Below are 26,351 nucleotides of genomic sequence, written 5' to 3' on the forward strand. Positions count from 1 at the left end.
ATATTCCGAACGTTCGTAATTTTAAAATTAGAATTCAATCAATCATCAATCTCCTTTAATTTTTCAGTTTTGCTATCGCATACGAAAAACTAAAGATTTAGATATGGATATAGAGTTACGGAGATATCGTGAACCAAGGCGTCTCTTCGAAATCTTTCCTTACTCTTTCTAACAAGTTTATCTTTAATTTATTTTGGGTTTCTAATCCGAGAGCTGGCGCCTCTCCTACATAAACCGACGGCGGAATTTCTAAAAGTCCTCCGCTTGGTTTCCAAGAAGAAGAACCGGGAGTAATTAATTCCATATATTTCTTTTGTATAGGATCGATTTTGTTAAAGTTTTTTGAAACAATCACTCGGTACGCGCCCATGTTATAAAATTGGGAAACATTAGGTTTTACTTCTACTTCGGAAAGTTTAATTAATGTCTCCGGATGTGCCGTAGGAAACGGCATTGTCGCTGAACTGGAAAAGCCGACTCCGCCGCCCAAGCTTCCGGATGACGATACTTTGGTTGAAGTAAAAGAACCTACTAATGCGTATGTTCCCGGCTCAGGATTGAAAATATAACCAACGCCTCTGTTGATCCAATCAGCTTGAAAAACGGCGTTTTGTTCACTTAATGGTTTATTAGGATTGAAATTTCGAACAAAATAGAAATTTGTAGATTTTTGGGGAAGATTGAAAAGATTTCCTCCCGCAAATTTCATCATAGCACTTTCAGCTTGGTTTTCTAATTCCACATAAACGCCTATCGCCGCTATTCTACTATTATCTTTTGGTAGAATGGTGGGCTTCGAAACGCATTGTGCAATAAAAACTACTGGAACTATCAATTTTAATAAAGTCAATTTTTTCATAGTGGAATCCATTATGAAAACTCATTTGTGATGGTAAATTGTTTTTTAAATCACAAGTGAGTTTTTCTTTTTAAAATCGGAACGAAGTATGAGGATATCGAATCGAATTCGACGAATTCAATGAAAATAGTCGCGAAATTCATTTTAAGCCACAGTTTCTGATTCGACTGATCCTGTTAATTTTTGGGAAATCAGAAAATGTTTTTATTTGATTTTTCTCCATACGAGATGGATTTTCATTAGAAGGACTGACTCCTACGGGGCCGAACGAAGTGGGAGGAGCAAAGCAGGTCGGGAATTCCACGGCCTTTTGCAGATCCTTCTTCCCTGGATAGGCCGCAAAAATAGATTCAGAAATTTGAATATAAATTTTATCCGATTTTTCAGACCAGCGAATTCTATGAACGGGCGTTTCTTTCCATTCTGGAAGATCGATTCTTGCATTGGGGTTAAGGGAAGCATCTTCGCTTCGATCCAGCCATATCAATTCGGGCTTTAAGAATTCCAAGTCGTTGTCCAAAACCGCAACAATCAACGCCAAAGAATTGCCGTTCGGAGACGGAACCAGTTGGATCGGAATTTGTCCCGGCTGTAAATATAAAGAAAATGGAATGTGTTTTTTATCGGTTAAACGAATTCCGGCCGGTGTTCTCGAAAAGCTTCCGTATTCGTCGTCCAAACCGCCGATCCAATAAACCGACTTCGATCCCGAGTGATAATAAACGCTTCCCGGAAGGATCCAAGACGAAAAAGGAATTTGTTCCACGGGCTGTGAAGCAATATTCGGATCGAAGATACGGATCAGGGAACGGTAATTTCTTTTGAGAGTGGTTCCCATCAACGGATTCCAAGAGTCCTTTTCTTCATACAGGGTTTCCATTTGTACGATTTCTTTGCCCGAGGAAGACCATCCTCTTTCCAGAGATATGGAAGAATTCTTCCAAACCAAAAAGGAGCACGAATAAAAAAGGAATATAGAAGAGAAAGCGATACTTTTTAAAAAGAAAGCGATTGCGGATTTCATTGTATAGATTTTGGAATTTTTAATTCGAAGCGGATGTTGGGAAATAAGACCGAAACGATTCGATTTTCGTTTCGATCGGGCAACCCCGCTCCCATCGAGCGGAATTGCGCATTCGATCGAGAGTTGTTTATCTCCAGCCCTCGTTTTTTAACTCACTGTGGTTGAGATACAATCCTGAAGTCCCAACGGAAGGGGCTCTTGTATGTCCCTGAAACTGAGTGTAAGTTACATTCGAGTTAAAGGGCCAAATACCTTCGCTCTGTGTCAGGGAAGATTGGCATTTGCTCACTCCGCCGGCTTTGTTGTAAGCGCAGGAAGAATGAAACGCAACCGCGTAGTCGTCCTCTCCAGGAAGAATCGCAGAAGCACCGAACATTCCCTTATAACCGGGAACTTGATAAACGGTAACGCCCGCGGTGTTGTTGTGGTTGTATGCTCCTCTCGCAGTGGAAACGATGAGGGATTTATCCATCGCGTTTCCGCCGAACCCGAAAGTGATTCCGTTCAGAGCCGAAGCAAGTTCGGATCCGCCGGAAGCCGCAGCCAGAGCGGTAACTTTTGTAATGTTATATCCGCGGCTGGAAGCGCTCGCTCCCAAGTTTGCAAGCCAATACTCGGTTACGTAACAACCCGCACTGTGACAAACGATTTTGCAGGAATTGCTTCCTTTGCAATATGTGTTTACCACGGTTGTGAAGTTGGTTTGAGCACGAGCCGTTCCGTATGTTCTCGGATCGGAAGTACCATCGTAACCCACGAACACCTTCGCTCCTGAAACAGAATTTACGCTGCTTCCCCAGTAATTATTCACATCCACAGTTCCGGTTCCGTTGTGGTTCTTATCCGACTTTCCGTGAACGAACACGGTATAAGTTTGAGCGGAAAGAGCTCCCGCAAAAAGAAACACACAGAGTGCCAGTCCCATCATTCGCTTTGTTTTCCAATTTCTCATCATTTTTCACTATTCTCCATTTCTTAGGGGAGAAGAAATTCCTCTCCCGCTCTAAAGGTTTGACTCTTTCCGATTTAAGTCAAGTGATAGTATGCTGATTTATAAATAACGAGGAAAATAAATTAAAAATCTAAAAAGAACGCTAATTATAAATAAAAACAAATGTGATTGCTCTGCTTGGGAGAGAATTTACACTGTTCTCCGAAAAAAACGGCCTGGACCGCGTTAGGCGCTCTTTTCCGAAGATAAAAGAAGAGGAATTCATGAAATCCGGCAATAAATATGTGATCTATGGATCGATTGTGGCAGCGATCTTGATTTTAACGGTGTTAGCTTTCTGGCCCGATGAAAGCGGGGAATCCTGGTTCGAAACGGAAGCCGAAAAGAAGGAAAGAGCGGAAAGAATGGCGAAAACTTCTCCTCCCGGCGGAGGCGGTTCCGCTTTTGAATCCGATTCGAGCGGCACCTTACAGGACGTAGACGATTCCGTTCCGATCGAAAGAATATTAGAAGATTATAAAGAATGGTCCCAATATCCGCCGAACTCGAGACCTCTTACGAAATACAACGAAGATCTGATCAAACCGTTTTTTATACAGACGACTGCGATTCCGATGGCGGATTCTTCCGAATCGAAGGAACCGAACGGTTATAGCTGTCAGCTCCAGCCTTTGAGTTGGGCCGTCGTTGGACCGCAGGATCAAATGCGCATAACGTTCGAATGTAGAAGTCCCGAAGGAAAACGGATTCCGATCGATATCAAAGGCGTTCGCATGTGGAGAGAATTCGACGGAGAAAAATTCGGAACGCTCAGTCCCGACTACGGCGACAACGGAGTAAACGGGGACGATCTGGCAAAGGATTTGCTTTATACGTTTCAGTGGAAACCGACGCAGAAGGATTGGGGAGATATGATCATGGAAGTCGACTTTCGTTATTCTCCCGGATTTAAAAAGACGGGAAAACTCAACACTTCGTTTTATTCCTCTCCGGGCAAACCCGCGGAGCTCAGCGGATCTTCTTCTGATACGACGAGCGACGGTTCGCTTGTGGTTCGAGTCGGCGTAAACGTTTACAAGGCCGGGAACTATCATCTTGAGGGAAATCTCAAACACGCGGAAACGGGAGAATACATCGCCTGGGCCACGTTCGATTCCAAGCTTCCTTCGGGTTACGGAGAAGCCGAATTCTTATTTTATGGAAAGCTAATACGGGATTCCGGTCTGGACGGTCCGTATGTTTTGACGGACGTGCGGGGACATCGGGTCAATCTCGCTGTCGATCCGGAATGGTTCGGCCAAGGAGAAGCGGGTCTTAAAAAAATCCAGGCTGCTAAAACCGTGGAACCGGATCGAGAACTCGTTCTTCCGTATAAAGAATTCTTTAAGACGAAATTCTATGACGCAAAACAATTCACATCCAAACTTTGGGACAGTAACGAGAAACAGAGAAGGATTAAGGAATTGGAAAGTATGGAACGATGATCGGAGCGGTCCGCTTTCGGAAAGAATATTCTAAATTTTGAAAGTTGCTTGAGTCAATCCCGCTTTTAGAAAGCGGGATTTTTTTTACGTCAAAAACGAATCTATCTCCAGCCTTCGTTTTTCAATTCGCTGTGATTCAGGTAAAGACCTGCGCTCCCGACGGAAGGCGCTCTTGTGTGACCTTGGAATTGTGTGTAAGTCACATTCGAGTTGAAAGGCCAAATGCCTTCGCTTTGAGTCAAAGAAGCCTGGCATTGACTGACTCCGCCCGCTTTGTTATAAGCGCAGGAAGAGTGATATGCCACTGCGTAATCGTCTTCACCCGGAAGAATTGCGGAAGCTCCCGCCATTCCTTTGTAACCGGGAACCTGATAAATCGTAACACCTGCAGTGTTGTTGTGGTTGTAAGCTCCTCTCGCCGTGGAAACGATGAGCGCTTTATCCATCGCGTTTCCTGCAAATCCGAAAGTCGCTCCGTTCAACGCGGATGCGAGCTCGGATCCGCCGGAAGCGGCTGCCAGAGCGGTTACTTTTGTGATATTGTAGCCTTTGCTGGAGGCGCTAGCTCCCAGATTTGCTAACCAATATTCGGTTACGTAACAACCCGCGCTATGACAAACGATTTTGCAGGAATTGGATCCTTTGCAATACGTGTTCAGCACAGTGGTAAAGTTGGTTTGCGCACGAGCGGTTCCGTAAGTTCTCGGATCGGTAGTTCCATCGTATCCGACGAATACCTTTGCTCCGGAAACCGAGTTCACACTTGTTCCCCAGTAGTTATTTACGTCGGTCGTTCCTGTGCCGTTGTGATTCTTATCGGACTTCCCGTGAACGAACACGGTGTAAGTCTGAGCAGAAAGCGATCCTGCAAAAAACAACAGGGCACACAAAATCAACCCAACGCTCTTCGTACTTTTCTTTTTCATTCTCTTCACTATTCTCCTGATATATAAATTAGGAAGGAGTTCCGCAGCATTGTTCAAAACTTCGGTAAGTTTAGTCAAGCCCAAGTGGAATCTTTTTTAAATAACGGATAGAATAAAAAATCTTTCCCTTCGATGTGTTTGTCTTACGTCAGACGACATTGTTCTTAAGAAAACGATGTTAGTTATATTCGTATTAAAAAAATTGTTAAGCGAAGTGGATTAGGATGCGCTCTGTTCTCTTTTCGACTCGGTAATTTTACGGATAAATCGCGATCGAAGGCGTAGGGACGGGAATTGCAGTTACCTTATAGACCCGGAATTAAGTTTTCTCCTTTTGTTAAGCGAATTCGATAGATGTCCGGAATTTTAAAAAGGGTTTTATTCAAAGGCATATCGTTCAGTAAATCGAGGCGTTTTCGCGCCGCAAAGAATCGTTTCCAAAGCATTTCCGCGTAATTTCCCTCTCCGGTCATGCGGACGGAATAATCGGAATCGTAGAGTTTTCCTCCTCTTGCTTGTCGAATTAAATGTTCCACCTTGTCCTTTTTGAGCGGATAATTTTTTTCTAACCAATCCATGAACAACGGCGCAACCTCATAAGGTAGACGAAGAAATACCATTCCCGCCGATCTTGCCCCCGCTTGTTTTGCGGCTTCTAAAATCCGTTCCAGTTCGATATCGTTTAGCCCGGGAATCATGGGTGCCGCCATCGTTCCCGCGGGAATTCCCGCTTCGGAAAGTTTTCGAAGCGCTTCCAATCTTCTCTCCGGATTGGCGGTACGCGGCTCCATTCTCTTCCAAAGTTCTTGATCGAGCGTCGTTACGCTGATATATACTTTTGCTAAATTGTTGAAAGCGAGTTTTTCCAAAAGGTCGATGTCTCGGGTTATTAGAAAGGATTTGGTGATCATCGCTACGGGTTGTTTGAATTCAAGAAACACTTTGAGAAGCTCGCGCGTGATTTCCAATTTTCGTTCCGCAGGTTGATAGATGTCGGTTACGCCCGCGAGCTGGATCGTGTGAATCTGGTCTTTTTGTTTGGAAAGATATTTTCGTAAAAGTTCGGGAGCGTTCTTTTTTACGAAGATCTTCGTTTCGAAATCGATTCCCGGTGAAAGATCCACGTATGCGTGATTGGGTCTTGCGTAACAATAGATGCAGCCGTGTTCGCATCCGCGGTATGGATTGATCGATCGTGTAAATCCCAAATCCGGGCAGTCGTTTTCGGAAACGATCGTTTTGGCTCGTTCTTCCAAAAGGATCGTACGCGGAGACATTTCCTCGTCTTGAAATTCGAGGTCTACCTCGCGTGTTGTAGATTCGAAACGTCCGGGGATTTTAGAAACGGTTCCTCGATTGATTTTGGATTGTTCCATTGTTCGTACTATTCCTCGATTCAGAAGGCATGCTATTTATATGAATAGTAAACAAAAAATAAGTTAAAATTTTCTTCGAAACCGATTTTTTTGAAGGATTTCGTTTATTAAAACGTCTATAGTATAGGGGGGTAGGGTATGAAACCAAAACACAAGCTGCATTCCGATCCGAAAGTTACGGAGAATCTGCTTCTCCGTTTAAAGAAGATAGAGGGTCAAATCCGAGGAATTCAAGGTATGATCGAAAGGGAAGAATATTGCGACGACGTTCTCAATCAATTATCGTCCACGAAATCCGCTTTGGACGGAGTGGCAAAAACCCTTCTGAAAAGCCACATTCAAACCTGCGTCGTGGAAAGATTTAAGGAGAACGATTCCAAGATACTCGACGAGTTTATGACCACCGTCGACCGCATTCTTAAATAAAGTTTTAGGAGATAGAATCATGAAAGAAATCAAACTTACGGTAGAAGGAATGACATGCTCGCACTGTTTAAAGACCGTCGAGGGGGCCCTTAAGGATGTCGGATTAACGGGAAAGGCAAACTTGGAAAACAAGGAAGTCGTTTATCAGGGAGAGGGAACGGAAGAGGAATTGGCGAAAGTCAAAGCCGCGATTTTGGAAGAAGGGTATACCCCGGGTGAAGTCAAATGAACGCTCCGCAACAAACGGTCGAGGAAGGAATCACGTTAGATCTGATCGGTATGACCTGCGCGAACTGCGCGCTTCGGATCGAAAAAGGACTGAAAAAAGTTCCGGGGGTTAAGGACGCACGGGTCAACTTTGCGATGGAAACCGCCAAAGTGGAATTCGATTCTTCGGTTACGGAAGAGGTTCTTCTGGATAAGGTCGATTCGCTCGGTTACAGAGCGCTCGTTCATAAGGATCTGGAAATTCATGGAGAATCGGAAAAGGCGCACGAAAAGGAATTCAAAAAATTAAAACTACGTCTCGTTCTTTCGACGCTTTTTTCCCTTCCGCTCCTTGCGAGCATGATCGGCCATTTCGGGAATAATTCAATTTCTGAATATTTATCTTTTCTAATGAATCCTTGGCTTCAGTTTGCGCTCGCGACTCCGGTTCAGTTTTGGATCGGAGCCGCTTTTTATCGCGGAGGTTTTCGCGCTTTGAAAAACGGCGGAGCGAACATGGACGTCCTCGTCGCTTTGGGAACTTCGGCGGCGTATTTTTACAGCGTTTATCAGACCTTCGTTTCCTTGGGTGCGCATCATCACGGAGACGTTCCTCTGTATTACGAAACGTCCGCCGTATTGATCACACTGATTCTTTTCGGAAAATTTTTGGAACATATTGCGAGAGGAAAATCCTCGAGAGCGATTCAATCTTTGGTCGGCTTGCAGCCGAAGACTGCGAACATCATTCGAGAGGAGGAGATTCAGGAAATTCCTCTTCTCGCCGTCCGCCCCGGAGATCTTCTGTTGGTGAAGGCGGGAGAAACGATTCCCGTGGACGGAACCGTGGAGGAAGGAAACTCTTCCGTCGACGAATCGATGTTAACCGGTGAAAGTATACCCGTCGAAAAAACCATCGGAAGTTCTTTGTTCGGAGGTTCTCTCAATCAAAACGGAATTTTAAAATTAAGAGCTTCGAAAGTAGGCAAGGACACATTGCTTTCGGGAATCATTCGGGTAGTTCAAGAAGCGCAAGGTTCGCGTGCGCCGATTCAAAGAATCGCGGATCGGATTTCCGGAATTTTCGTTCCGATCGTGATCCTTCTTTCGGCGATTACTTTGCTTCTCTGGTATTTCTGGCTGGAACCCGGAAATTTCTCCGGGGCTTTGGAAAAGGCGATCGCGGTTCTCGTTATCGCGTGTCCTTGTGCTTTGGGTTTGGCGACTCCGGTTTCGATTCTTGCGGGTTCGGGAAAGGCGGCCACTCTCGGAATTCTTTTTAGAACCGCTGAAGCATTAGAAATCGCTCATAAAGTGGATACGATCGTTTTCGATAAAACCGGTACTTTGACGAACGGAAAACCGGTTTTGAAAGGTTTGGAAAGTTTGAATCCGAAGGATACGGATTCTCTTCTCATTCTTGCCGCTTCCGCAGAACAGAATTCGGAACATCCTCTTTCTAAAGCGATTGTGGATTTTGCCAAATCGAAAGGTTTGAGCCTTTCGATTCCGGAGAGTTTCGAAACCGTTCCGGGCGGCGGAGTTTCGGCCGTGGTCGACGGGAAAAAGATTCTGATCGGAACCGATCGTCTTTTCAAGGAAAGAAACATAGCTCTCAGCGAGATTCTTCTGAATTTGAAACGACTTCGGGAAGAAGAAGGAAACACCGTCGTTCATTTAAGCGTGAACGGGATTCACTCCGCAGTTCTTTCTTTGGCGGATACGATCAAAGAATCGACTCCGATCGCGATCGAAAGGCTGAAATCGCTCGGAATGGATTTGTATATGATCACAGGAGACAACGAAAGAACGGCGCATGCGGTCGCGAAGGCTTGTGGCATTGAACACGTGTTAGCCGAAATTCTTCCGGAAGGAAAATCGAACGAGGTAAAAAAACTCATGAACTCCGGAAAGGTCACCGCGATGGTCGGAGACGGGATCAACGACGCTCCAGCGTTGGCGGTTTCCGATCTAGGAATCGCGATGGGAACCGGAACGGACGTCGCAATGGAATCGTCTGATGTCGTGATTATGAACGGGGATCTGATTTCGATCGCAAACGCGTTTGCAATGAGTAAAAAAACGGTGTATAACATCCGCCAGAATCTTTTCTGGGCCTTGTTTTACAACGCGCTCGGAATTCCGATCGCGGCTGCGGGGTTTCTCGCTCCTTGGATTGCGGGAGGCGCCATGGCTCTTAGTTCGGTTTCGGTGGTTTTGAACGCTTTACGTTTGCAACGAAAGTGAGAATTCGATTTGCGGAGGAACGGAGAGCTTTCGTTCTTCCGCAAATTAGAACATTCAAGAATTCTAAAATTTAAATGTTTTTTCCGCCCGATCGTGTTTAACTTTTTTTCAGAGCTCCATCCAACCATTCCTTATAAGAATATAAATTGCTGATCTTGGAGATGTAAGCGGTCGCCTCCGGTCCGAGTTCGATTCCGTAGGTCAGAAATCTTCCCACTACAGGCGCATAAAAAGCGTCCGCAATTGTGAATTCTTTTCCGAAAAGGAAAGGCCCTTTGGAGTTGTTCAGACATTCTTTCCAGATGAATTCGATTCTTCGAATATCTTTCCACGCTTCTTCGGGGAAGGTCCTTCCGTGAAGTTTTTCAACGAGGTTCATGGACAGATTCTTTCTAAGATCCGTAAAACCAGAATGCATTTCCGCGACGACGGAACGTGCAACGGCTCTTGCCTCTTTGTCTTTGGGCCAAAGATTTTTTTCCGGAAAAGTCTCGGCGAGATATTCGACGATGCTGAACGTGTCCCATACTTTGATGTCGCCGTGGATTAAAACGGGAACCTTTCCGGCTTCCGAATAGAATTTGATCTTTTCGTAAAACTCGGGCGTGTTCAGGGTCAGTGAAATTTCAGTAAAAGGAATATTCTTTTCTTTTAATAGAATCCAAGGACGCAGGGACCAGGATGAGAATTTTTTATCGCCGATAACTAGTTGAAGATCCGCCATACAACCAGATTCGATCTGCGATCCGATCTTGAAAATTGAAATTCTCGGCGGATCGGATCAAATTCGTTCTTCCTTTGATGTTTGCCCGCGCGTCGCGGTTTTCGCTCAGTTTTTTTGTTTGTCCGAAAGGTAAAGACGAACCTGTGTTTCGGGAGTTTCCGCAAAGTTGATCGGATAAATTTCGTAATCCGTTGCAAAGGCTCTTCTGTTTTTGATTTCGGAATCGGACCAAACTTGTTGCCAGAGTTGAACGACGATATCCGGGCTTTTTCCTTTTTCGGTGGTCAATTCGAGATACGTTCCTTCGGGAAGGGAAACGGTTTCAAAACCGTTCGTATCGTTGGAAGCGGCCGGAACTCCGATAAAGTAGGAGTATTCTCCGTTCTCGTCGCTTTCATAATCCCAATACACAGCGTAGATGGAATCTCCCGGATCGCCGAGTTTCGGAAAAACTTCCTGAAAGAATTTTCCCCAGAGCGGTCCGATTTTTCCGTTCGGTCCGAATTCGTCCGCGTTTTTTGTTCTCGTGCGGACTCCGACGAGATTCTTTTTCGGCATCGGGATTTGTTTCATGATTTCCTCTTTATTAAACGAAGTCTAACGGATCGAAAAATACGATACGAAACACGTTCAACAAGAGGCAATCCAATTCTCTCGACTTTTTGAATCGGATTTGGGCGAATATCGATCGTTCGCGAGCAGCGTCCATTACCTAACTAATCCGATTTCCTGATTTTTATCAATCTTTCCAAAGGCTTTTCGACGCCGCTTCGATTTGACGAATCGATCCTTCTATGGAGTACTTAGGTAAGTTTATGGAGATTCTTGTTCAAAAGAATCTTATATCTCCAACGGGATAGGAGGAAGTCTATGTGCGTTTCAGATAATCAAAGTGGGTACGGATCGGGGAATACGAATCTTTCGTCCATTTTGACTTCTTACTTTTACCAAGATCCTCACGCGATCTTTATCACGGACCGCGACGGTAGGATCGAATACATAAATCCGGTGTTTGAGAATATTTCCGGATATAAACAAACCGACTTGATCGGAAAGAATCCGGGCTTCTTTCAGTCGGGCGCGCACGGACGGGAATTTTACGAACAACTGTGGAAGACCATTCTTGCGGGAAAAGAATACGAAGGATATTTTTTAAACCGAAATGGATTCGGTGAAACGATTTCCTGGAAGGAAAGAATCACTCCTCTCCGCGACGAAGAAGGGAATATTTCGAATTTCTTATGCAGAGTCGACGTTCCGTCCGAAAAGGCGTCCGATTCCGCGAATACGGAGCAGGCGTTCGGGACTTCCGTTCAGAAACACGAAACAGCCGGATTCTCCGCTTCTACGGAAATCGGAAAGGTCCGGGAATCCTTGTTTCCGAAACTTCAAAAGGAATACGGACTTACGTATCAGGAAGCGAAGATCTGCGATCTTTTGGTCGCAGGTCAAACTCGTGAAAGTCTGGTCCGGGAATTGGGAGTACATTCAGGAACTCTAAAGAACCATTTAAAGGCGATTTATCGTAAAACGATCGAAAAGGATTTGGCGGAACCCGGTCAGGGCAGGGACAAGCTGCAAAGACTGACGATGTTTCTAATCCGACTTTGTTAAGCGACATCGATTGGTTTCGATTCGCGAAATAAAAGAATCGGAGTCGTCGCAAAAACGATTCCGATTCCTCCGTATGACTTCGGTTTAATTTTTTCCCCAGACGTTTTCCAGATACGCCTCTCTTCCGGAACCTTTTCGATACGCTTTGTAGTGATCGGGATTGGTTTTGTAGTAATTCTGATGATATCCTTCGGCTGCATAGAACGCGGTGAAGGGAAGAATTTCGACCACGATCGGCCCTTTGAATTTTCCGGACTTTGCGATCTCTTGTTTGGATTCTTCCGCTGCTTTCTTTTGAGCCTCGCTGTGATAAAAAATTCCGGTTCGATATTGATTGCCTCGATCCGCAAATTGTCCTCCGTTATCCGTAGGATTGATCTGTTTCCAGAAGACCTTCAGCAATTCCGCGTAACGAATCTTAGAAGGATCGAATTCTATCTGAACGCTTTCTCGATGACCCGTTCTTCCGTAGCCGACGTCCTCGTAGGTCGGATTGACCTCTTTACCGCCCGAATAACCGGACGTAACGGAAATCACTCCGTTCAAAGATTCGAACGGACCTTCCATACACCAAAAACAACCTCCTGCGAACGTAGCCTTCTCCGTTTTGGGCGCGGACCAGAGCGGATAAAAAAAGAAAAGAATTCCGAGGGAAATCAATACTTTAGAGTAAAACACATAAACCTCTTTAAAAGAAAGTTCGAAACTTTTACGAAACGGTTACACGAAGAATAAGGAACCCTTTTTCAGTGAACGACTCGATCGAAAAACCGATTTTTCTGTTTTTCATTGCGAAAGAAAAAAATTCCTATGTTTTCTTTTCGAAGATCTAATTCTAAGAATAGAATATGAAAATCGCAATCTTAGGAAGCGGAATCGCGGGGCTCAGCGCTTGCTGGTATTTGAGTAAGGAACACGAAGTCGTTTTGATCGAGCGCCACGCTCTTCCCGGAATGGATGCGCACGGAACGGACGTTGCGTTAAAAGATAGAATCTTCCGTTTCGACGTTCCTTTCCGCGCATTCAAACAAAACTATTATCCCTGCCTCATCGAGATGTACAACGAAGCGGGAATCGAATTCAGACCCGTGGATTATTCCTTTTCTCTGAGCGAACGGGACGGAACTACGTACTTTCAATTCGCCACGTTCGGACTCGGCGGAAATTTTTATCCGTTCGTTTCTCCCGTTTGTTTTAAAAGCGGGGAATCCAGAAGAATCTTTTCGGATACGATCCGATTTTACGGAGAATCCGCGACTCAATGGGAATCCTTAAAGGGAGAACAACTTACGATCTCCGGTTTTCTGCAACGTTTCGGATATTCGAAAGAATTCGAGGACAAATATCTGATTCCTATGTTTGCGACGATCAACACTTGCACTCTCAAAAGCGCGAAAAATTACCCGGCCGAAGCGGTGATCCGTTATCACGCAAAAGGATTGAAGTTTCTCCGATTTTTAACCGCGAGCCACGGAACCAGGGACATCACCGAACGGCTTTCGGTGGGCGCAAAAGAGATCCGTCTCAAATCCAATCCGAAAAGACTCGAACTCAACGGTAAAAAAGTTTTTGTTTCCTTTGACGGCGGAAAGGAAGAATTCGATCGGGTCGTGATCGCGACCCCGGCCAATCAGGCGATTCCTCTTTTACCGGACGAAATGACGAAGGAGAAAGAACTTCTTTCCTCCTTTCGATACGAAGAATCGGAAATTTTGATGCACACCGATCCTTCGTTTATGCCCAACAAAAAAAGACACTGGGCTCCGCTCTGTTTTACTCTTTCTCCCGAAACCGACAAACCTTCGGCGACGATTCGTCTCAATAAGGTTCTTCCCGAAATCGGAAACGAGGAGATTTTTCAGACTTGGAATCCTTTGGAAGAGCCGAAACAAGGAACGCTCATTTCCCGTTCCCGTTTTGAAAGACCGGTGATCGATCTCAAAAACCAAAAGACCATCGACGAACTCAAGTCCCTTCAGGAACAACCCGGTCGCAAGATTTGGTTCTGCGGTTCTTACGCGAGATACGGAATTCCCCTTTTGGAAGCGGGGGTTTCGACTTCTTTGGACGTAAGACGCTGGGTTGAGAATTCGATGCGGTCTTAACTTCGTTTCGGGATGCTCTTTCGATCGGACTTTGAATCCATACGATGCGGATCGTTTGAGTCGGGTTTGACCGCGGCATAAAGAACGAAGCGGAAATATCTTCTCATTCTTTCACTTCCTAGAAAGTCCGCGAATCTCGCATAGTTGTCCGCGATTCTTTCCGGAATGGATGTCTGCGGTTTGGCGGTCACACGTTTTAAAAAACGGGAGAATCCTTCAAAGACATCCTTCTCTAAAAACGCAAAGCCGTCCTCAAACTCGAACCCGGCGTCGCGCAAGATTTGAGAAAGGGAATCAGTTGTGACCCGATTCCGTTTCGGGATGGAACTTAACGTACAGACCGCGCTTCGAAACCAAGAATCCAAAAGGTTCAAAGGCGATTCGTTCAGGATCAATTCGGCCGAGACCAATCGTCCTCCCGGCTTGAGAATTCGAAACGCTTCCTTACAAAACGCGATTCGATCGGAAAAAAAAACCGCGCTGTCCAAACAAAGAATCCGATCGAAGCTCCGATCCGCAAAAGAAGGAAGAGCCGTTTCGATCGGGGACAGGATGAGAGTCGGTCGAGGATCGGACGGAGAAAACCCGCGTCGGTCCAACAGATTTTTTGCAAATTCGGTTTGAACCGAAGAAGCGTTGACCCCGGTCAGATCTTCGAACGCAACGGAGAATTCTTCCTTCCAAACGAAGAACTGGTCCCCGCAACCGAAGCCGAGATCCAAAACCTTAAGTCCCGTTCCGAGTTCGGCCTTTTGTCCGAGCAGAACGGCTAACGTTTTGCAAGCGGCGGGATAATCGTCCGTGTCCCTCCAATAACCGAAGTTGGCCCAGGAAGAATTTTCCGGATTCAGATACAGATGCGTAAGAGTGTCGGGCGCTTCTTCGATTTTTTTTCGGGAAAAAAAACTCACCTTAGAAAATTCTCCTTAAAACGGGACTATTAAAATTCTTACAAGAATCGGCGATTCGAGGCGTTCTACGAAGATTCGATTGTGTGTAAACAACCGTTCCGGCGCTCGAAGAAGGTTTCGATTTTTCAAGTCGCATTAAATAATATCTAAACATACATTAAGTTTGTCCGATATATCCTGTAGAATTATCGGGAAACATGTTCGTCATCACGCTCTTAGATCCGAATCAAACCAAAAGCAATTTATTGCTTCGCTGGAAAATCAAACTCGATCGCAAGCAAGTTACTCCGGTTCTAGTATTTCCGGAAGCTTCGATCAATTTGGAAAAGCTGCACGTTCTCGCAAAAATTTCGTCCAGACAAAAATCCCGATCCTCCGTTCCCGTTTTTTTTCACGCGGAGTCCCTTCTGAAGGCCGCGGACTTTCTGCTTTCGGATAGAATTCCCAAGGGAGAAAAAATTCTTCCGGTCTTTGTCGACTTCGGATCGATCGGCAAGGACAAGAACGGAAACGACTTCGAAGAACAAGTGGAAATTCTTCAGAGAAAGATTGAAAGAAATTTCTCGGCCGTTTGTTTTTTAGAGACAGGGAAGGCGCAGGCAAGCATAGAACGTTCGGGAAATCGGAACTGGCTCTTTCACAAGTCGTCCTTGGTCGTCGGGATGGAAGGAAGAGGCTTTAAAATTTTACGGAAGGACTTGCCTCAGGCTGAAGAAGGGGAGTTGTCAGCGGAGTCTTGGATTCCCGGTGGACTTCTCGAAGGCGGACGTTAAGAAAATAATTTACGTTTTTAGAATGGTTCTTCTTCCCTCGTCTTATGTTCGAGGGGACTCGCATTAAATATTACTCGAATTCAGTATTTTAATTGAAGTTTTTTTTATACCATTCTTGATAGATAAAAATTTTGCCATTGGCAATAAACGCAGGGATCTTCTGCATGATCGAGAAACGAATCAACAAATTCGGGGAGAACGGAACCTTCGCAACGAAGAACATCCCCAAAGGAACCTTGCTGTTCAGCTACAGCGAGTGGATCGAAGACGAAGAGTTCGGATGGAAAGTTCTGACGGTTGAAGAAGCCGAGTCTCTTCCCGATTCGGAAAAGGAAATCTTCATGAAATACGGTTACGACGTGGACTTCGGTCTGGTCACCGGCCCTACCAGCGATCAGTACGTGATCAACCATTCCAACTTCATGAATCATTCCTGCGATCCGAACATGTGGTACGATCAGGACGACAACATCGTCGCCAAGAGAGAGATTCAGGCCGGGGAAGAGCTTACGATCGATTATGCGAACTTTATCGTAAACTTCGATCAAACCTTCGAATGCGGCTGCGGATCGACGAACTGCAGAAAATCCATCCGGAAAGACGATTGGAAACTTCTGATCAACGAATATCAGATGAACTTCCCGAAATTCATCCAAAAAGAAATCAAAAAACTCTACGTAAAAATCCCAGTATAGAACGACCTAAAAACGAAAATCACTTTCTAACCTTTAAGATTCTTTCCAGGATTCCTCTCCGCAGAAGTCCTGGAGAATCTTCGGCGAATGCGGAACTGGTGCTCCGGGCGTTTTCTATGGAATAGAACACGTCCGGCTCGACGGTCTGTACGATTCTCATCGCCTGACGAATCTTCTTTCTTTTTAAAACCGTAAAAACGATCTTAACCGGGCCTCTGCTTCCTTGGCCGTTCATGGTCGTCACTCCGTAACCCGCTTTGGAAAGTTTGTCCGCGATTTCCTCACCGTGTTCGGGGGAAATGATTCTTAAGAGAGAATAACCGATCGCCAACTTTTCTTCGAGAATCATTCCGATAAACGTTCCGGTCGCGAAGCCGCCGGCGTACGCAAGATAACAAAGGACGTTGTTTAAATTCTTGATGACCTGCGTGATCACGATCACCCAAAGTAGAACTTCCAAAAATCCTAGAGAAGCAGCGATCGCTTTCTTTTCGCGTGTAAGAAGAATGACCCGGATCGTTCCGATCGAAACGTCCGTCACTCGGGCGCAAAAAATAAAACAGGGAAGAAGAACGTAATCGAAGATAGGATTTCCGGGAGAAGGAAAACTCAGTTCCATACGAACTAGCATTGCCGAAAGAAGCAAACTCGTCGAGGAGAATTGATCCGTTTGGAATGAACGATTCGTTTTGCAGGAGTCCAACGAATCCTTTTTATAGACGGAAAGGAATCAAATACGGCAGAAACGAAATCAAATCTCGTTCGGGGATTTTTAAGAATGACCGATCTACGCGCGTTGCGCCGAAAAAATCCGTAACCTACACATCTGATAAACGACTTATAAATTTCTTAAAAAGAGGAAACGGAATTAAAAAAATGGAATCTTGATTTCGTTTAACGTTTCGCTTTTTAATCGTTAAAACGGATTTCCGGTTTCTTTTTCAAAAGAAACGTTGAGAATCCCTCCCTATGAAAAGAACCGCGTCGATCCTTGTAACGATTTGTTTCTTCGCTTATCAAAATTGTTCTCCTTCCGATTCGAAGGAAAATTCGCTTCTTTCTTTGTTAAACACGAAGATCGACGTTAGTTCCGATTCGGAAAACAAAACAAAAACGTTTTTATCCGGAGAAGGAACGTCGAACGTTTTTCATTCTTTGGAATATCGAAATCTTCCCGAATCGAGAAGGATTTCCATCGGAGAAAAGACGTATTCGGCGAAAACCGATCCGATCTTTGTCGATTCTTTAGGAAGAGAGGCGAACTTTCGGGGATTTAATATTTCCGGAAATACGAAACTCGTTCAGCACGGATTTAAACCCTTCCAAAACGAATCGGACGCGGAGATTGCGTTTGCACGATTGGGAAAAACTACGGGATCGAATATGATTCGTTTTACGATCGCTTGGGAAGGAGTTCATACGGCCGTCGATACGATCGATTATGCGTATCTCGACGCCGTAATCGATCAAATGAAGAAGGCGATCGCGTTGAAGATGTATGTTCTTGTCGATTATCATCAGGATCTATTCTCCCGAAATCTATTCAACAAAAACTCGTGGTATACGGGAAACGGAGCGCCGAAGTGGGTAACCCCTGCGGGGACATATCCGAACGAATATTGCGGAATCGTTTGCGCGAATTGGAGTCAGAACAACCTTACCAACGAGGCGGTCCGAAAAGGATTTCGGAATTTTTGGAACGACGCTTCGTTTAACACTTCCGCAGGAACCAGAAGAATGCAGACCGAATTCGTTTGGCAATTGGGAAAGGCCGCAAAATACATTCAAGAACGCTTAACTACCGAAGAATTCGATTTCATTCTGGGAATCGATCCGTTCAACGAACCCGTGGACGGAGGAATGGAAGGACTTTCACCGGCACAATGGGACAATCGGAAGTTATGGCCTTTTTACGGAAGAATTCGTCAGGAATTGAACGCGAACGGATGGGAATCCAAATTCGTATATGCGGAACCTGTTGTATTCTGGAATACGAATGTAGGAAGCGCGATCGTTCCTCCCACGGGCGGAGGCCATCTTACTACTTTGCCCGGGCCGGGTTTTGTGTTTAATTCCCATTTTTACGACGCGGGAAGAATGGGAACGGATCTGACCGGAATCGACAACGCGACGTATTTTAAATATTTGGACGAGATCCGAACCGAAACGAGATTTTTGAAAATTCCCGTGTTTTTGAGCGAGTTCGGGATGTGGTTGAACGGAGTCGGCGCGAAAGACACTCCTAGAATGATTTCCGCCGTGTATCAGGCGATGGAAATTTCGGATGTGGGACAGTCGACTAAGACTCGTTATGCGGACTTTTATTCCCTTTTGGTTTCCGGAACACAATGGCACTGGGATTATTATTACGACAATCATTTCGAATATATGAACGGGAACACCTCCAAGCTGATCACGAAAAAGGACGCTTGGAACGACGAGAATTTTTCGGTGATCGGAAATTACGGAACGACCTGGAATGTGGATTATCGTGCGATTCAAAGGAGTTATCCGAGAAGGTCACAGGGAAGAATTTTAAGTTTTTATTATAATACACTCGGTGCGGATTCTTGGAACAATCCGTATGCCTGGGGAGGAATTCGACCGAAGATAAACGGAACCACGTATTTTTCCGATCGAAGATTTGCGATTCTGATTTGGAAAGGAAGAAGTTCAGAAGCGCCCACGGAGATTTTTATTCCTCCGCATTTTTCGGCGCAGAATCTGGTTTTGATTTCCGATTCCGGAATTTACAACAAAACTTTGTCCGCATCGATTGCGAACGGATTTAACGAATCGATTCTTATTCCCGATCCGGATAGAATGACCGGTTCCGGTTCCCTTTTGGTTTCCTGGGACGATTTGGAAGCGGGTGAAAATGAGGAAACGATCCATTACGTTTTGATTGTGGATGGAAACGGAGTTTCTTATACGGATGAGTGGTTGGCGTTACTGCAAGCGGATTTGAACCGAAGAATTTTGAACGAGAAAAAGAGTCCGGTTTATTTAATCGGAAAGATGACGTACGGGGGTTATCCTGCGCAGTAGGGGAGAATGTTGTAGGGTGATTTTATCGTAGTTCCTACGCTTTTTCCGTAAAACATCGAGCCCCGCCCTGTTTTTGGGTGGTGGGGAGAGGCGGCGGGAAATCTTACGAAAATCTCCCTATCACGGAAAAACATTTTCCGCAACGAAAAATTTTATCTCACGCTTTGTAGGAACTCCGACGACGAACGACTCAAAAACTTTTTCCGACCCAAGCCCCGAACAGAGCCAGCCCGATTCCACCGAAAACGCTCACCAAACTATATGCAATAAGTAGCATATAGTTCTCCGTTCGAAACATCTGCAACGTTTCATAGGAGAAAGTCGAAAACGTGGTAAACCCTCCGCACAGACCGGAAGCAAGAAAGAATTTCCACTGGGGATCGAATGCGGGGAAACGATCAAAAACCGCATAAACGACTCCGATGATAAACGAACCGAAAAGGTTTGCGGTTAAAGTTCCCCAAGGAAGCATAAAACCGAGAACCGTTCCGAACCAATATTGAAGGCAATAACGAAAAACGCTTCCGAGTGCGCCGCCGATTCCGATCCAGAGTAAGGTTCTTTCAAGACTCATAAATTCTTGTTCCGTTCCTTAAAATAACGGTAGATCTGATACAGCCCGACTCCGAGCGTCACGATCGAATCATCCACGGGTCCCGGTGCCAAATTCGGAGCGATCCAATAGAGAAGAATGACGAGAACGGGCCAGAAAATTCGCAACGTTTCGACGGGTTTCGAATCCTTAATCCCGAACCAAATCCCGACTAACAAGGCTAATACGACGCTGATGAGAAATCCCGCAAAAAGGAGAACGTGTTTTCCCGCAAGAAGAGTCCAATCGGCAAACGTATGCGCGTTTCCGTAATCGTCCTTCAGAAAGAGAATCGTTCCACTGAGTGCGGCAAAAAAAGTGAAAAAGGGAATCAGCATTCCCCATAAACAACCGTATTTGATTTTACCGGAAACGTCGGACATCTTTTGATTCTCTCGGAAAAAATATTCAGAAAACTTAAAGCGTTTTCAAGTAAGCAAGAATGAAAGGCTCTATATCCCCGTCCATCACCGCGGCCACGTTTCCTGTTTCGTGATCGGTTCTATGATCCTTTACGAGATTGTACGGATGGAAAACGTAGCTTCGAATCTGAGAACCCCAGGCGATGTCTTTTTTTTCGCCCGACTTCTTTTCCAATTCTTCCTTCGCTTTTTCCTGTTCCATCTCGTAGAGTCTCGCCTTTAACATTTTAAACGCCGTGTCTCTGTTTTTGATCTGAGATCTTTCGTTCTGACACGCGACTACGATTCCGCTCGGAATGTGAGTGATCCGAACCGCGGAGTCGGTCGTGTTGACGTGCTGACCACCGGCTCCGGAAGAACGATATACGTCGACGCGGATGTCCTTCTCCTCGATCTTGATGTCGATGTCGTCGTCGATTTCCGGACTTACGTGAACGGAAACGAAGGAAGTATGTCTTCTTTTGTTGGCGTCAAACGGAGAGATCCGCACGAGACGATGAACCCCGTTTTCTCCCTTGAGAAAGCCGAACGCAAAATCGCCTATCACGTGTAAGGTGGCATTCTTGATTCCCGCGCCGTCGCCCGCTTGAATGTCTATAAGAGAATATTGATATCCTTTTTTTTCGAAATAACGCATATACATCCGAAGAAGCATTTCCGCCCAGTCTTGGCTTTCCGTCCCGCCCGCACCGGGATGAATGTTCAAGAAGGCCGGTTTTATATCTTCGGGATTTTTCAGAGCTCCCAGTAATTCGAGTTCGGCGAATTTTTCCTGAAGGCGATTGTATTCCGTGGAGAGTTCTCCCACTCCGTTTTCCCCTTTTTCGTCTAACGTTAAATCCACTAAATCAGGAAAATCTAATATATCTTGCTGAATGGTGAACCAAGGAGTGAGTTTTTTTTCGAGTTCGTTCTTTTTCTGACTTACGATTCTCGCTTCTTCCGGATTGTTCCAAAGATCCGGGTCTTCCGCCTTTTCGCTGAGAGCCTTTAGGCGATCTTTGTCCTGTTCCAGATTCAAGAGTTTCCAGCGGTTGATAAAGTTCTCTTGTAATTCTTTGGAAACTCGTTTGAGTTCTTTTGCCGATTTTACTTCCATATGCTTTGCTTCGATCGATTTGATGATTTCCGGTTATCCTTGGGATGAACGGAGTTATTGAAAAAGAAAGTCTTCCTTTTTTTCCCTTTCTTGTTCCCAGGAAAAAACGGTGTCCCTGAGTTGGGGTGTGTTTCCTTCCACGGTTGCTACTAAGACGTATTCTTCCTTCTTTCTGAATTCTTCCGGATTCTTTTTTAGGATCAATTTGCCCGAGCGGATCAGGTCCAAAATATGAAGAAGGAACGGATCTTTTTCCGATCTGGAAAGTTCTTTCATCGCGGAATAAAACGGCGTGATGCCTTTGTGAAACCAATCCACGATCTCATTTTTTCCGACGGGCCAGAGTTGATTCAATTGAATCATTTCTTCCCTAAGAAGCGATTTTCCCTGAAACGGTTTCTGAAGATGTCGGCATTGAAAATACAGTTCGTGATTGATCTCTCTCGGAAACGTTTTTCCGTAACCGGAACCGATCCATTCGATCCAGGCTTTTTTTTCCTTTGCGGGAAGCGAGGGGATGAGTGCGAAGAGATAATTCTGATTTTTGAATATTCGAGAAGTTGAAAGATGGTCCAGAACCTCGTACGGGATCATATATTGTCCCTTTTGCCATTCCAATACGAGAGGGATTTTTTCCACGTTTAGATACTCGACCGGAGTTTCGTTCTGTACGACGTCTCCGAATTGAGTGAGAATGTAGATAAAGGAAAGAAGTTCCTGACGATTCATCTTTCGGATCAACGTATCCGGATCGAGATTTCTATGCAGCGCGTGTCTTAACAGATTGTATTGTTCAACCGGAAATTGAACGGGAGAAAGAATGATCCCAAGAAATTTTTCCATTTTCTTGAGGCTATATCTCTCCACGAGATCTAAGTTTCCTGAAATCAAAAATGGCATAGGTTTAAAGGGCTCTGTGTCCGATGTCTTTTCTATAAAACGTTTTGGGAGCCTGGATTTTTTCCAGGAAGGAATAAGCTTCGGCCACCGAACTCTTTAGATCGGCGCCTTGAGCTACGACTCCGAGAATTCTCCCCCCGGATGAAAAAACTTTTCCATCTTTTTTTAGAGTTCCCGCGTGAAAAAGATAAACGTTTTGACCGGATGTTTCCGGAAGGTTCAGCGGAATATATTTTTCATAAGAATCGGGATATCCTTGCGCTGCAAGGACTACGACAGCCGCGGCGCCTTTTTTAACCGCCGCTTGAACGCCTTTGATTTTTCCAGTGGAGGCTGTATAAAGAAGTTCTAATAGATCTCCGTCGAGCATCGCGAGTACGCATTGGGTTTCGGGATCTCCGAATCTGCAGTTAAACTCGACGACTCTCGGTTCTCCGTCCGAAGAGATCATCAAACCCGCATAAAGAAGTCCTCGATACGGATGGCCCTTCTTACGGAACGTTTCAAACATGCGATCGAATACTCGTTCTTTCACTTTTTGTAATATACTTTCCGTTACGACGGGAGCGGGACAATACGCGCCCATTCCTCCGGTATTAGGCCCCTGATCTCCGTCGAAAGCGCGTTTGTGATCCTGTGCCGCGGGTAAAAGAAAATACGAATCTCCGTCGGAAACGGCAAAGATGGAAGCTTCTTGTCCGTCCATGAATTCTTCGATGACGACTTGATTGCCGCTCGTTCCGAATTTTTTATCCTCGAAAATTTCTTTGAGAGCTTCTTTCGCCATTTTTTCGGTGGTTGCGACCGTAACGCCTTTCCCGGCAGCGAGACCGTCGGCTTTGATAACGATAGGAATCGATTTGGATTCCAGGTATTTTAGAGAAGATGAATATTCGGTAAACGTTTTGTATTCCGCAGTGGGAACGTTCGCTTCGACCATCAGGGATTTTGCGAAGTCCTTGGAGCCTTCCACCTGTGCGCAGTAGGAATCGGGTCCGAATACGGGGATTTTAAGCTCCGCGGCCCAATCCGCAAATCCGGCTACGAGAGGATCTTCGGGGCCGACGACGATGAAGTCGAAGTGGTTTCGCTTTAAAAAAGACTGAACCGATTCCTTGTTCAACACGTTCAACGAATCGGAAGGAAGAATTTCTTGATCGGGAAAACCGCCGTTTCCGGGAAAAACCTTCAATTCGCTTAACAACGGAGATTTACGGAGATGAAACGCGATCGCGCTTTCTCTTCCTCCGGAACCGATGAGGAGAACTTTCAATTTAGCCTGCAAGATTTTGAATCCCCTTTTTCAGAACTTCCACTTTGTCGATAAGGTTCTTTAGTTTTTCCCTTTCTTTTTCGACCACGTCCGGAGCCGCCTTGGAAAGGAATCCCGGATTGGCAAGTTTTGCTTCGAGTTTTTCCTTTTCGAGTTCGGATTTCTGAAGTTCCTTTTCCAAACGCGCTTTTTCTTTGGCGACGTCGATCAAACCTTCCAAAGGAAGAACGATTTCTCCCTTGGTGAAATGCGAAACAGAATCCGTTTTCTGGATTTCATATCCCGCATCGACTCGAATCGATTCAAGACGCGCGAGTTGTAAAAGTGAAACTTCGTTTTCGGTGATCGCCGAACGGGCGAGATCGTCCGAGGACTTTACGATCGCCTTACACTTCTTATCCGGTGCAACGCCGTTTTCGGAGCGCATAACGCGGATTTTCGTGACCATCTCCTGAAGAAGATTGAGTTTTTGAACTCCGAGTGCGTCCGAAGAAATCGGATACGCTTCCGGAAAAGGAGTCGTTGTAATGTATTGATCGGAGAACACCGAATGAACTTCTTCCGTTAAGAAAGGCATAAAAGGATGCAAAAGTCCTAATGCACGAGTCAATACGTCCGCGAGAACCTGTTTCGCAACTTCCGCGGAGCGTGGGGAAACTTTTCCATACGCTCTCGGTTTTACGAGCTCGATATACCAATCGCAGAAATCTCCCCAAACGAATTCGTAAATCGCCGCCGCCATTTCGTAAAAATGAAATTTAGAATGTGCTTTGTTGTATTCTTCGAGACAACGATTGAATCGGGAAAGAATCCACTGATCCATCGGTTCGAGATCCTTTTCGATTTCGGCCGTGATTCCCGTCGGCACGAAGGATTCTTCCAGGTTCATCAGGATGAAACGGGAAGAATTCCAGATCTTATTGCAGAAAGAGCGATACCCGTCTAACCGTGATTCGTCGAAAAGAATATCTTTTCCTTCCGGAAGTGTGGCCGCGAGAAAGAATCGAAACGAATCCGTTCCGTATTTTTCCATCATCACGAGAGGATCGATCACGTTCCCGACCGATTTGGAGAATTTCTTTCCGTCCTTATCCCGCACCAAACCGTGTATGAGTACTTTATGAAATGGTGGAGCTTGCATGAACTTCATTCCCATCATGATCATTCTGGAAACCCAGAAGAAGATGATGTCAAAGCCCGTAACAAGAACGGAAGTAGGGTAGTATTTTTTTAAGTCTGCGGTTTGTTCGGGCCAACCCATCGTGGAGAACGGCCAAAGCTGGGAAGAAAACCAAGTGTCGAGTACGTCCGGATCGGGTTCCACTTCCTTCGAACCGCAGGAAGGACAAACGGTCACCGGAGTTTCCGCGACTTCCACGTGTTTACAAGTTTTACAATGATACGCCGGGATTCTATGTCCCCACCAAAGTTGTCTAGAAATACACCAATCGCGAATGTTGTTCATCCATTCGAAAAAAGTTTTTTCCCACATTTTCGGAACGAACTCGACTTGTCCGGTTTGAACCGCCTGCACCGCCAAATCCGCGAGAGGTTTGATCTTTACGAACCACTGCGTGGAAAGATACGGCTCGATCACGGCGCCGCCTCTTGAATTGTGTCCTACCGCGTGAACGTGATCTTCTATTTTTTCGATAAGGCCTTTCGCTTCGAGATCCGCGAGAACCTTCTTTCGCGCATCGAAACGATCCAAACCTTCGTAAACTCCCGCGTTCGAGTTCATCGTTCCGTCCGGGTTCATCACGAGGAGAGGTTTGAGTCCGAGCCTTTGCCCCGCTTCGAAGTCGTTCGCGTCGTGAGCCGGAGTGATCTTAACGAGACCGGAACCGAATTCCTTATCCACGAAAGAATCGAAGAGCAACGGAATTTGTCTGTCGGTCAGGGGCAGATCCAAAACCACGTTTTTCAATGACGCATAACGTGTATCTTCGGGATTCGCGCAGACGGCGACGTCGCCGAACATCGTTTCGGGTCTTGTCGTGGCTACGACTAAGAACTGATCCTTTTTTCCGCGGATCGGATATTTGATATGATAGAGTTTTCCTTTTGTTTCCCTGAACTCGACTTCGAGATCCGAGATCGCGGTTTGAGAAGCGGGGCACCAGTTGATGATTCTTTCTCCTCGATAGATCAAACCTTCGTCGTAAAGGGATTTAAAAACTTTGAATACTGCTTTCGAAAGACCTTCGTCGAACGTAAATCTTTCTCTCGACCAGTCGACGGATTCTCCCAAAAGTTTTTGCTGGTTGGTGATCATTCCTCCGGAATGAGCCTTCCATTCCCAAACCTTGTTTACGAATTCCTCTCTGGTAAAATCGGTTCTTTTCTTTCCTTCTTTTGCGAGTTCCCGTTCGACGACCATCTGCGTCGCGATTCCCGCGTGGTCCATACCGGGAAGCCAAAGAGTGGACTTTCCTTTTTTACGTTCGATACGGACGAGAATATCTTGAATGGTATGATTGAGTGCGTGTCCGATGTGCAAAGATCCCGTAACGTTGGGAGGAGGGATGACTATCGAGAAAGATTCTTTCGAGTTCGGATTCGGTACAAAAGATTTCTTCTCTTCCCAGAGTGAAATCCATTTATTCTCTACTTCTTTCGGTTCGTAGCGATCGCCTATTTGCTTTTTCATGGCCGTTAAAAACAGGTTTTCCTGCTTTTTCCCGGGGTCAAGAG

At 45.5% G+C, this 26,351-nt stretch carries 24 protein-coding genes and 1 pseudogene; 9 read left to right on the top strand and 16 right to left on the bottom strand.

Annotated elements, in window-relative coordinates:
• Positions 1-115 precede the first annotated feature (115 nt).
• The 3 genes from LFX17_RS02715 to LFX17_RS02725 all read right to left on the bottom strand — a co-directional run bounded on the left by LFX17_RS02715 (position 116) and on the right by LFX17_RS02725 (position 2,835).
• Positions 116-859, bottom strand: coding sequence for a hypothetical protein (locus tag LFX17_RS02715; RefSeq protein WP_238728760.1), 744 nt, complete (start codon positions 857-859; stop codon positions 116-118).
• Between the two features lie 139 nt (positions 860-998).
• Positions 999-1,883: a hypothetical protein gene (locus tag LFX17_RS02720; RefSeq protein WP_238744895.1), complete on the bottom strand. Its 885-nt coding sequence runs from the start codon at positions 1,881-1,883 to the stop codon at positions 999-1,001.
• A 127-nt stretch (positions 1,884-2,010) separates the two neighbouring features.
• Positions 2,011-2,835, bottom strand: coding sequence for a hypothetical protein (locus tag LFX17_RS02725; protein WP_238731481.1), 825 nt, complete (start codon positions 2,833-2,835; stop codon positions 2,011-2,013).
• A gap of 263 nt (positions 2,836-3,098) precedes the next feature.
• Here LFX17_RS02725 and LFX17_RS02730 point away from each other — a divergent pair, with 263 nt between their 5' ends.
• The gene (locus tag LFX17_RS02730; RefSeq protein ID WP_238728762.1) at positions 3,099-4,319 is read left to right on the top strand and encodes a hypothetical protein; all 1,221 of its coding nucleotides are present in this window, start codon (positions 3,099-3,101) and stop codon (positions 4,317-4,319) included.
• A gap of 101 nt (positions 4,320-4,420) precedes the next feature.
• Here LFX17_RS02730 and LFX17_RS02735 read toward each other — a convergent pair whose 3' ends face one another.
• Complete coding sequence (locus tag LFX17_RS02735; RefSeq protein WP_135780425.1) at positions 4,421-5,245, bottom strand: hypothetical protein; 825 nt, start codon at positions 5,243-5,245, stop codon at positions 4,421-4,423.
• Positions 5,246-5,550: 305 nt separating this feature from the next.
• Positions 5,551-6,621 carry a PA0069 family radical SAM protein gene (locus LFX17_RS02740; RefSeq protein ID WP_238744896.1) on the bottom strand — a complete coding sequence of 357 codons (1,071 nt, stop codon included), beginning with the start codon at positions 6,619-6,621 and terminating at the stop codon, positions 5,551-5,553.
• Between the two features lie 138 nt (positions 6,622-6,759).
• Between LFX17_RS02740 and LFX17_RS02745 the strand changes: the two genes are divergently transcribed.
• Genes LFX17_RS02745 through LFX17_RS02755 form a run of 3 tightly spaced genes read left to right on the top strand, consistent with a single transcriptional unit; the run spans position 6,760 to position 9,501 of the window.
• Positions 6,760-7,047 carry a metal-sensitive transcriptional regulator gene (locus LFX17_RS02745; protein WP_118957873.1) on the top strand — a complete coding sequence of 96 codons (288 nt, stop codon included), beginning with the start codon at positions 6,760-6,762 and terminating at the stop codon, positions 7,045-7,047.
• A gap of 19 nt (positions 7,048-7,066) precedes the next feature.
• Positions 7,067-7,276 carry a heavy-metal-associated domain-containing protein gene (locus tag LFX17_RS02750; RefSeq protein ID WP_238728764.1) on the top strand — a complete coding sequence of 70 codons (210 nt, stop codon included), beginning with the start codon at positions 7,067-7,069 and terminating at the stop codon, positions 7,274-7,276.
• On the top strand, positions 7,273-9,501 hold the full coding sequence (locus tag LFX17_RS02755; protein ID WP_238744898.1) for a heavy metal translocating P-type ATPase: 2,229 nt from the start codon (positions 7,273-7,275) through the stop codon (positions 9,499-9,501). The genes LFX17_RS02750 and LFX17_RS02755 overlap by 4 nt, the downstream gene beginning before the upstream one ends.
• 97 nt (positions 9,502-9,598) lie before the next feature.
• Here the strand turns inward: LFX17_RS02755 and LFX17_RS02760 are convergent, their stop codons facing one another.
• Both LFX17_RS02760 and LFX17_RS02765 read right to left on the bottom strand, forming a co-directional pair.
• Entirely contained in the window at positions 9,599-10,225 is a 627-nt protein-coding gene (locus tag LFX17_RS02760; RefSeq protein WP_238744900.1) for a glutathione S-transferase family protein, read from the bottom strand.
• Between the two features lie 105 nt (positions 10,226-10,330).
• A complete protein-coding gene (locus LFX17_RS02765) occupies positions 10,331-10,798 on the bottom strand; it encodes a GyrI-like domain-containing protein (RefSeq protein WP_238728767.1) in 468 nt (155 codons plus the stop codon).
• Between the two features lie 297 nt (positions 10,799-11,095).
• On the opposite strand from LFX17_RS02765, the gene LFX17_RS02770 reads away from it, so the two are divergent.
• Positions 11,096-11,839 carry a PAS domain-containing protein gene (locus LFX17_RS02770; protein ID WP_238728768.1) on the top strand — a complete coding sequence of 248 codons (744 nt, stop codon included), beginning with the start codon at positions 11,096-11,098 and terminating at the stop codon, positions 11,837-11,839.
• 84 nt (positions 11,840-11,923) lie between these two features.
• On the opposite strand, the gene msrA is transcribed toward LFX17_RS02770, so the two are convergent.
• Positions 11,924-12,517 carry a peptide-methionine (S)-S-oxide reductase MsrA gene (msrA, locus tag LFX17_RS02775; RefSeq protein ID WP_238744902.1) on the bottom strand — a complete coding sequence of 198 codons (594 nt, stop codon included), beginning with the start codon at positions 12,515-12,517 and terminating at the stop codon, positions 11,924-11,926.
• Between the two features lie 170 nt (positions 12,518-12,687).
• On the opposite strand from msrA, the gene LFX17_RS02780 reads away from it, so the two are divergent.
• Positions 12,688-13,944: an NAD(P)-binding protein gene (locus LFX17_RS02780; protein WP_238744904.1), complete on the top strand. Its 1,257-nt coding sequence runs from the start codon at positions 12,688-12,690 to the stop codon at positions 13,942-13,944.
• Between the two features lie 62 nt (positions 13,945-14,006).
• Here LFX17_RS02780 and LFX17_RS02785 read toward each other — a convergent pair.
• Positions 14,007-14,855, bottom strand: a pseudogene (locus LFX17_RS02785) (class I SAM-dependent methyltransferase); the annotation flags it as partial.
• Positions 14,856-15,052: 197 nt separating this feature from the next.
• Between LFX17_RS02785 and LFX17_RS02790 the strand changes: the two are divergent.
• Together LFX17_RS02790 and LFX17_RS02795 are read left to right on the top strand one after the other, a co-directional pair.
• A complete protein-coding gene (locus LFX17_RS02790; protein ID WP_238728771.1) occupies positions 15,053-15,628 on the top strand; it encodes a hypothetical protein in 576 nt (191 codons plus the stop codon).
• Positions 15,629-15,792: 164 nt separating this feature from the next.
• Positions 15,793-16,323, top strand: coding sequence for an SET domain-containing protein (locus LFX17_RS02795; protein WP_238728772.1), 531 nt, complete (start codon positions 15,793-15,795; stop codon positions 16,321-16,323).
• Positions 16,324-16,342: 19 nt separating this feature from the next.
• On the opposite strand, the gene LFX17_RS02800 is transcribed toward LFX17_RS02795, so the two are convergent.
• Positions 16,343-16,942: a DUF2179 domain-containing protein gene (locus LFX17_RS02800; protein WP_238728773.1), complete on the bottom strand. Its 600-nt coding sequence runs from the start codon at positions 16,940-16,942 to the stop codon at positions 16,343-16,345.
• Between the two features lie 350 nt (positions 16,943-17,292).
• Here LFX17_RS02800 and LFX17_RS02805 point away from each other — a divergent pair, with 350 nt between their 5' ends.
• The gene (locus tag LFX17_RS02805; RefSeq protein WP_238744905.1) at positions 17,293-19,371 is read left to right on the top strand and encodes a cellulase family glycosylhydrolase; all 2,079 of its coding nucleotides are present in this window, start codon (positions 17,293-17,295) and stop codon (positions 19,369-19,371) included.
• Positions 19,372-19,561: 190 nt separating this feature from the next.
• On the opposite strand, the gene crcB is transcribed toward LFX17_RS02805, so the two are convergent.
• Genes crcB through LFX17_RS02835 form a run of 6 tightly spaced genes read right to left on the bottom strand, consistent with a single transcriptional unit; the run spans position 19,562 to position 26,307 of the window.
• The gene (crcB, locus tag LFX17_RS02810) at positions 19,562-19,945 is read right to left on the bottom strand and encodes a fluoride efflux transporter CrcB (RefSeq protein ID WP_238728775.1); all 384 of its coding nucleotides are present in this window, start codon (positions 19,943-19,945) and stop codon (positions 19,562-19,564) included.
• Positions 19,942-20,346: a hypothetical protein gene (locus LFX17_RS02815; protein WP_238744907.1), complete on the bottom strand. Its 405-nt coding sequence runs from the start codon at positions 20,344-20,346 to the stop codon at positions 19,942-19,944. The genes crcB and LFX17_RS02815 overlap by 4 nt, the downstream gene beginning before the upstream one ends.
• A gap of 34 nt (positions 20,347-20,380) precedes the next feature.
• Complete coding sequence (gene prfB, locus LFX17_RS02820) at positions 20,381-21,484, bottom strand: peptide chain release factor 2 (RefSeq protein ID WP_118957858.1); 1,104 nt, start codon at positions 21,482-21,484, stop codon at positions 20,381-20,383.
• A 54-nt stretch (positions 21,485-21,538) separates the two neighbouring features.
• Positions 21,539-22,384 (bottom strand): hypothetical protein, encoded by an 846-nt coding sequence (locus LFX17_RS02825; RefSeq protein ID WP_238728777.1) that lies wholly within the window; start codon positions 22,382-22,384, stop codon positions 21,539-21,541.
• 4 nt (positions 22,385-22,388) lie between these two features.
• Positions 22,389-23,669 carry a phosphoribosylamine--glycine ligase gene (gene purD / locus LFX17_RS02830; protein WP_238744909.1) on the bottom strand — a complete coding sequence of 427 codons (1,281 nt, stop codon included), beginning with the start codon at positions 23,667-23,669 and terminating at the stop codon, positions 22,389-22,391.
• Positions 23,659-26,307, bottom strand: a complete 2,649-nt coding sequence (locus LFX17_RS02835) for a valine--tRNA ligase (protein ID WP_238744916.1) — start codon at positions 26,305-26,307, stop codon at positions 23,659-23,661. Before LFX17_RS02835 ends, purD begins: the two co-directional genes overlap by 11 nt.
• Positions 26,308-26,351: the final 44 nt, after the last annotated feature.

The sequence above is a fragment of the Leptospira sanjuanensis genome, from assembly GCF_022267375.1.
Taxonomy (GTDB): Bacteria; Spirochaetota; Leptospiria; order Leptospirales; family Leptospiraceae; genus Leptospira; species Leptospira sanjuanensis.